The organism is Streptomyces roseoverticillatus, from assembly GCF_000719265.1.
Lineage (GTDB): Bacteria > Actinomycetota > Actinomycetes > Streptomycetales > Streptomycetaceae > Streptomyces > Streptomyces roseoverticillatus.
Map to the genome: position 1 here is coordinate 125,773 of NZ_JOFL01000015.1, position 6,000 is coordinate 131,772.

Here is a 6,000-nt window from a genome sequence, read left to right on the forward strand (position 1 = left end):
CAGCCGCGTACGAATCGGTAACCCGGCCGCCGGGGCGGCGGAACGAACGAGCAGGGAGACGACTTGCACGAGCACCACGTGATCAACCCGGCGACCGAGGAACTCGTCGCCACCGTCCCCGCGGCGACGCCGCAAGACGTCGACGCGGCAGTCCGCCGCGCCGCCGGAGCCCAGCGCGGCTGGGCCGCCCTCGCCCCCGGCGACCGCGCCCGCCACCTGCGCCGCTTCGCCGACGCGGTCGACACGCACCTGGAGGAGCTCGCCCAGCTGGAGGTCCGCGAGGCCGGCCACCCCGTCGGCAACGCCCGCTGGGAGGCCGGCAACGCCCGCGACCTGCTGGAGTACGCGGCCGGGGGAGCGGAGCGGCTCACCGGCGCGCAGATCCCCGTCGCGGGTGGCCTGAACGTCACCTTCCACGAGCCGCTCGGCGTCGTCGCCGTCATCGCCCCGTGGAACTTCCCGATGCCCATCGCCGCGTGGGGCCTCGCCCCGGCCCTGGCCGCGGGCAACGCTGTCCTCCTCAAGCCGGCCGAGACCACCCCGCTGACCGCCCTGCGCCTGGCGGAGCTGGCACTGGAGGCGGGGCTGCCCGAGGGCCTCTTCCAGGTCCTGCCCGGGGCCGGGCCCGTCGCCGGAGACGCCCTCGTCGAACACCCCGGCGTCGCCAAGGTCGTCTTCACCGGCTCCACCGCCGTCGGCAAGCAGATCATGGCCAAGTGCGCGGCGGGCGTGAAGCGCGTGACCCTCGAACTCGGCGGCAAGAGCCCCAACATCGTCTTCGCCGACGCCGACGTCGAGCGGGCCGCCGCGGCCGCCCCCGGCTCCTTCCTCGACAACACCGGCCAGGACTGCTGCGCCCGCAGCCGCATCCTCGTCCAGCGCTCCGTGTACGACCGCTTCATGGAGTTGCTGGAGCCGGCCGTGACCTCCTTCACCGTCGGTGACCCGGCGGATCCCGCCACGCAGATGGGCCCGCTGATCTCGGCCGCGCACCGCGAGCGCGTACGGTCCTACGTCCCCGAGACCGCCCCCGCCGCCATCCGCGGCGAGGCGCCCGCGGGCAAGGGCTTCTGGTACCCGGCGACCGTCCTGGAAGGCCGGCCGGAGGACCGCACCGCCGTCGAGGAGATCTTCGGCCCGGTCGCCGTCGTCATCCCCTTCGAGGACGAGGCGGAGGCGGTGCGGATCGCCAACGCCACCGACTACGGCCTCTCCGGCTCGGTCTGGACCCGCGACGTCTCCCGCGCCGTACGCGTCTCCCGGGCCGTCACCGCCGGGAACCTCTCCGTCAACTCCCACAGCAGCGTCCGCTACTGGACGCCGTTCGGCGGCTTCGGGCAGTCCGGCCTCGGCCGCGAACTGGGCCCGGGCGCGCTGGCCGCCTTCACCGAGACCAAGAACGTCTTCATCGCCGTCGATTCCCCGGCCGAGAGTCCGTGACGTGCCGGGGGACGCGGGACGAGCGGCCGCGCCGCCGGCCTGCCCCCGCCTGTCCGACCGGTTCGTGTCCCCACGGCCGCAAGCCTCACCCGTAGCCACAGAAAGGCCATTGCGTTGAGCGACCACACCTTCGTCTGCCGCCGGCTGGCGGACCGCACCGCCGTCGTGACCGGAGCCGGCAGCGGCATCGGCCTGGCCACCGCGCGCCGCCTCGCCTCCGAGGGCGCCCGCGTCGTCTGCGCCGACATCGACGAGACCGCCGGCAAGGCCGCGGCCGCCGAGACCGGCGGGCTCTTCGTCAAGGTCGACGTCACCAGCCCCGAGGAGGTCGAGGCGCTCTTCAAGACCGCCTACGACACCTACGGCTCCGTCGACGTCGCCTTCAACAACGCCGGCATCTCCCCGCCCGACGACGACTCGATCCTCACCACCGGGCTCGACGCCTGGAAGCGCGTCCAGGAGGTCAACCTCACCTCCGTCTACCTCTGCTGCAAGGCCGCCCTCCCCTACATGCAGCGCCAGGGCAAGGGCTCCATCATCAACACCGCCTCCTTCGTCGCCGTCATGGGCGCCGCGACCTCGCAGATCAGCTACACCGCCTCCAAGGGCGGCGTGCTGGCGATGTCCCGCGAGCTCGGCGTGCAGTTCGCCCGCGAGGGCATCCGCGTCAACGCCCTGTGCCCGGGACCGGTCAACACGCCCCTGCTCAAGGAGCTGTTCGCCAAGGACCCCGAGCGGGCCGCGCGCCGCCTGGTGCACGTGCCCGTCGGCCGGTTCGCCGAGCCCGAGGAGATCGCCGCCGCGGTCGCCTTCCTCGCCAGCGACGACTCGTCCTTCGTCAACGCCGCCGAGTTCCTCGTCGACGGTGGCATCGCGGGCGCGTACGTGACCCCGCTGTAGGGTCCATGATCAACGGCGGGAACGGTTCGCGGGTGCAGACCCCGCGGCCGTTCCCGCCGTGGATCCCCCGGTGTCGGCAAGGCACCGGGGGGTTCTCCCTGTCACCGCACGCACCACCGCAAAGAGAGCACATGCGCACCAAGTCCGCCACCGTCGCCGGCCTCGCTGCCGCCGCGGCCCTCACCGCTGTAACCCTCACTACAGCGGCCACCGCCACCGCGGCCCCCGCGCACGACGCGCCCCGCCGCAACTGCCCCCAGCTCGACAAGAAGCTCCCGTGGGCCGGCGACAACCGCGCCCGGCTCCAGAAGATGATCGACGAGCGCGGCACCTGCTCCGGCAAGGGCGGCCCCCGCCCCGTCGCCGCCTTCGACTGGGACAACACCGTCGTCAAGAACGACATCACCGACGCCACGCTCGCCTGGGCCCTCAAGCACGACAAGATCCTGCAGCCGAAGAGCTGGAAGGACACCAGCGCCTGGCTCACCCCGGCCGCCGACAAGGCCCTCGCCAAGGCCTGCGGCACCGCCGTGCGCCCCGGCCGCCCGCTGCCCACCTCGAAGAACACCGCCTGCGCCGACGAGATCTTCGAGATCCGCGAGAAGTCGAAGACCATGGCCGGCGAGGACGCCTTCGCGGGCGACTGGAACCACCGCCGCACCGTGCCCGCCTACGCCTGGATTCCCCAGCTGTTCGCCGGTCACACGCCCGCCGCCCTGACCTCCTTCGCCAAGCAGGCGCGCGCCGAGCAGCTCGCGGCGCCCGTGGGCGCCGAGCAGACAGTCGGCACGCACACGCTCGCCGGCTACGTCCGCTACTACGACCAGCAGAAGGACCTCATCCGCACGCTCAAGGCTGCCGGCTTCGACGTCTACATCGTCTCCGCCTCCTCCGAGCCGATCGCCGAGGCATGGTCGAGCGGCGTGGGCCTCGACGCCAAGCACACCATCGGCATCCGCAACATCACCAAGCACGGCCGTCTCACCACGGCCATCAAGGGCTGCGGCGGCGTCGAGACCGGCCGCGGTGACGCCCTGCCGTACATGGACGGCAAGCGCTGCATGATCAACCAGGAGATCTTCAAGATCAAGGGCGCGAAGGCCTGGCAGCAGCAGGACTGGAGCCACCGCATCGCCCTCGGCGCGGGCGACGCCGACACCGACGTGACGTTCGTGAACGACGCCACCGGTGCGCACGTCGCCATCAACCGCAACAAGTCCGAGCTGATGTGCCGCGCCTACGACGACGCGGACGGCCGCTGGGTGGCCAACCCGATGTTCATCGACCCGATGCCGCGCAAGTCCGGTACGTACCCCTGCGCGACGACGGGCGCGACCGCGGAGGACGGCTCGAAGACGCCGGTCCGCCGCGCGGACGGCTCGGTCATCCCGGACCAGGTGGACAAGGCGTTCTGACGAGGGTCTGACGACACACCGTCACAGAAACGTTTGCCCCTCGCCCCGATAGGTGGCGACCGTATCCACGATGCGGTCGCCATCGATCAGCCGCAGCGCGGAGAACCGCTCGCACAGCTCCCCCGCCTTCGCGTGCCGGAACCACACCTTGTCCCCGATCAGCAGGTCGTCCGCGGGCCCGCCGAGCAGCGGCGTCTGCACCTCGCCGGCCCCCTCCCGCGCGTCCAGCCGCAGGCCCGCCGGAAGGTACGGCTGCGGAAGCCGGTCGGATCCGGCCGCCCCCGACGCGGGGTACCCGCCGCCCAGGACGGTCACCACGCCCACCCCCGGCCGCCGCACCACCGGCAGCGCGAACAGGGCCGCCGGACGGCCGCGGAACGACCGGTAGTGGTCGAACAGCCGCGGCACGAACAGCCCCGACCCGGCCGCGACCTCGGTCACCGCGTCCTCCGCGGCCGTGTGCTGAACGCTCCCCGTGCCGCCGCCGTTGACAAAGGCGAGCTCTGACACCTCCCGCACGGCACGTACGGCCTCCGCCCGGCGCACCGCGAGCTCCCGGCGCGCCGCGGCCTGCATCAGCCGCACCGAACGCGAGTACAGCGGCCGGCCCTCCACCGCATCACCCACACCCGCCACATGCGCCTCGTAGGCCAGCAGGCCCACCAGCCGGAATCCCGGCCTGCGCGCGATCGACCGCGCCAGGTCCGCCAGCCGCTCCGGGTCGCGCAGCGGCGAGCGCAGCGCCCCGAGCCGCAGCCGGCCGCCCAGCAGCCGCAGCGAGGTGTCCAACTCCAGGCACACCCGCACTTCCTCACGCCCCGTCCGGGCCGCGTCGATCAGCGCCAGCTGGGCCGGGTCGTCCACGGTCACCGTCACCGTCCGGGCCAGCTTCGGATCCGCCGTCAGCTCCGCCAGGCCCGCCCGGTCGGCCGTCGGATACGCCAGCAGTACGTCCTCGACGCCCGAACGCGCCAGCCACAGGGACTCGGCCAGCGAGAAGCTCATCACACCCGTGAACCCGTCCCGCGCGAGCACCCGCTCCAACAGCGCCCGGCAGCGCACGGACTTGCTCGCCACCCGCACCGGCTTGCCCTGCGCCCGGCGCACCAGGTCGGCGGCGTTGGCGTCGAAGGCCTGCAGGTCGACCACGGCCAGCGGCGCTTCGCAGGAGGCGGTCGCCCGGTCCAGACGGGCCCGCTCCGCGCTCGCGTGCACGGCGGGATGTGCGACGGACCGTGCGGCAGGACGTGCGGCGGGAAGACGCATGGGGCGCAGCCTGCCAGAGCCGCCCGGCGGTGGACAGGGGCCCGGCACGGGCGAGATGGCAGTGCCCGCCGCCCGCCCCGTAGAGTGGCGCCCACACCGCGGGCCGCACGCCCTGCGGCGTGATGTCCGGAGCGGCGTGATGTCCGGATACGAACCGGCCTGTCCCGAACGGGGACCGGGCGCGGATACGGGAAGCCGGCTCACGAGGGGGAGCGCAGGGTGAGCACCGAGGCGGACCGCGCTCCCGCACTGCCCGTCCGTCCCCTCCCGGCCGCCGCCTGCTTCCCGCCCCCGCCGCCACCCCTCCCGCCGATGCCGCCCCCGGGCGCCGGCCGCAGCTCCGGGGCCCGCACGCTGTCCGCCGCCGTCTGCCTCGTCCTCGGCCTCGGGCTCATCGGCGGCGCCCTCGCCGGAAGTTGGCTCGCCGACCGCGCCGACGGCGGCACCGCCGCCGAACGCGACTTCGCCCGCGGCGGCACGCTCTGGCGCACCGTCCCCGTCGACGACCTCTTCCCGCCCGTCCTGCGCGCCGACGCGGCCGGGCCCGGCGGTGCCGAGCGCGTCTGGACCCGGATCGGCGTCGCCCCCGACAGCGGCTGCGACGAAGCCTTCGACCCGCTCCTGGAGAAGGCCCTCGCCCCCGCCGGCTGCACGCGGCTGCTCCGTGCCACCTACACCGACGCCACGTCCACCGCCGTCACCACCGTCGGACTGCTCGTCACCGCCACCGGCAGCCAGGGCATGCGCGACCTGCGCCGGCGGTTCGCCGACGAACGGCTCGACGAGCGCGCCGATCTGATGCCCCGCCCGTACGCGCCGCGCGGCACCGTCGCCGAGCACTTCGGCGACGCCCAGCGCGCCAGCTGGGCCGTCAGCGTCCTCACCGACGCCCCCGCCGTCGTCTACGCCGTCACCGGCTTCGCCGACGGCCGCACCGGCACGCCCCCGCAGCCCGCCCCCCTCGCCACCCGCCCCGACG

5 protein-coding genes are annotated in these 6,000 nt (G+C 74.0%); 4 read left to right on the forward strand and 1 reads right to left on the reverse strand.

What is annotated here, in order from left to right; translation table 11 throughout:
- Nucleotides 1-63: 63 nt before the first annotated feature.
- The 3 genes from IF61_RS0119140 to IF61_RS0119150 all read left to right on the forward strand — a co-directional run bounded on the left by IF61_RS0119140 (nt 64) and on the right by IF61_RS0119150 (nt 3,755).
- Nucleotides 64-1,440, forward strand: coding sequence for an aldehyde dehydrogenase family protein (locus IF61_RS0119140; RefSeq protein WP_030367662.1), 1,377 nt, complete (start codon nt 64-66; stop codon nt 1,438-1,440).
- Between the two features lie 114 nt (nt 1,441-1,554).
- Nucleotides 1,555-2,340: a 3-oxoacyl-ACP reductase gene (locus IF61_RS0119145; protein WP_030367663.1), complete on the forward strand. Its 786-nt coding sequence runs from the start codon at nt 1,555-1,557 to the stop codon at nt 2,338-2,340.
- A gap of 131 nt (nt 2,341-2,471) precedes the next feature.
- Complete coding sequence (locus IF61_RS0119150; protein ID WP_030367664.1) at nt 2,472-3,755, forward strand: HAD family hydrolase; 1,284 nt, start codon at nt 2,472-2,474, stop codon at nt 3,753-3,755.
- A 21-nt stretch (nt 3,756-3,776) separates the two neighbouring features.
- On the opposite strand, the gene IF61_RS0119155 is transcribed toward IF61_RS0119150, so the two are convergent.
- Complete coding sequence (locus IF61_RS0119155; RefSeq protein ID WP_052392812.1) at nt 3,777-5,021, reverse strand: alanine racemase; 1,245 nt, start codon at nt 5,019-5,021, stop codon at nt 3,777-3,779.
- Nucleotides 5,022-5,240: 219 nt separating this feature from the next.
- Here IF61_RS0119155 and IF61_RS0119160 point away from each other — a divergent pair.
- Nucleotides 5,241-6,000 (forward strand): hypothetical protein (locus IF61_RS0119160; RefSeq protein ID WP_052392813.1); only part of this gene is annotated, 760 nt, incomplete at its 3' end.

What these genes read in the sequence shown, in the direction of transcription:
- IF61_RS0119155 (WP_052392812.1), bottom strand. Translation starts at nt 5,021, where the DNA reads ATGCGTCTTCCCGCCGCACGTCCTGCCGCACGGTCCGTCGCACATCCC.
- IF61_RS0119150 (WP_030367664.1), top strand. Translation starts at nt 2,472, where the DNA reads ATGCGCACCAAGTCCGCCACCGTCGCCGGCCTCGCTGCCGCCGCGGCC.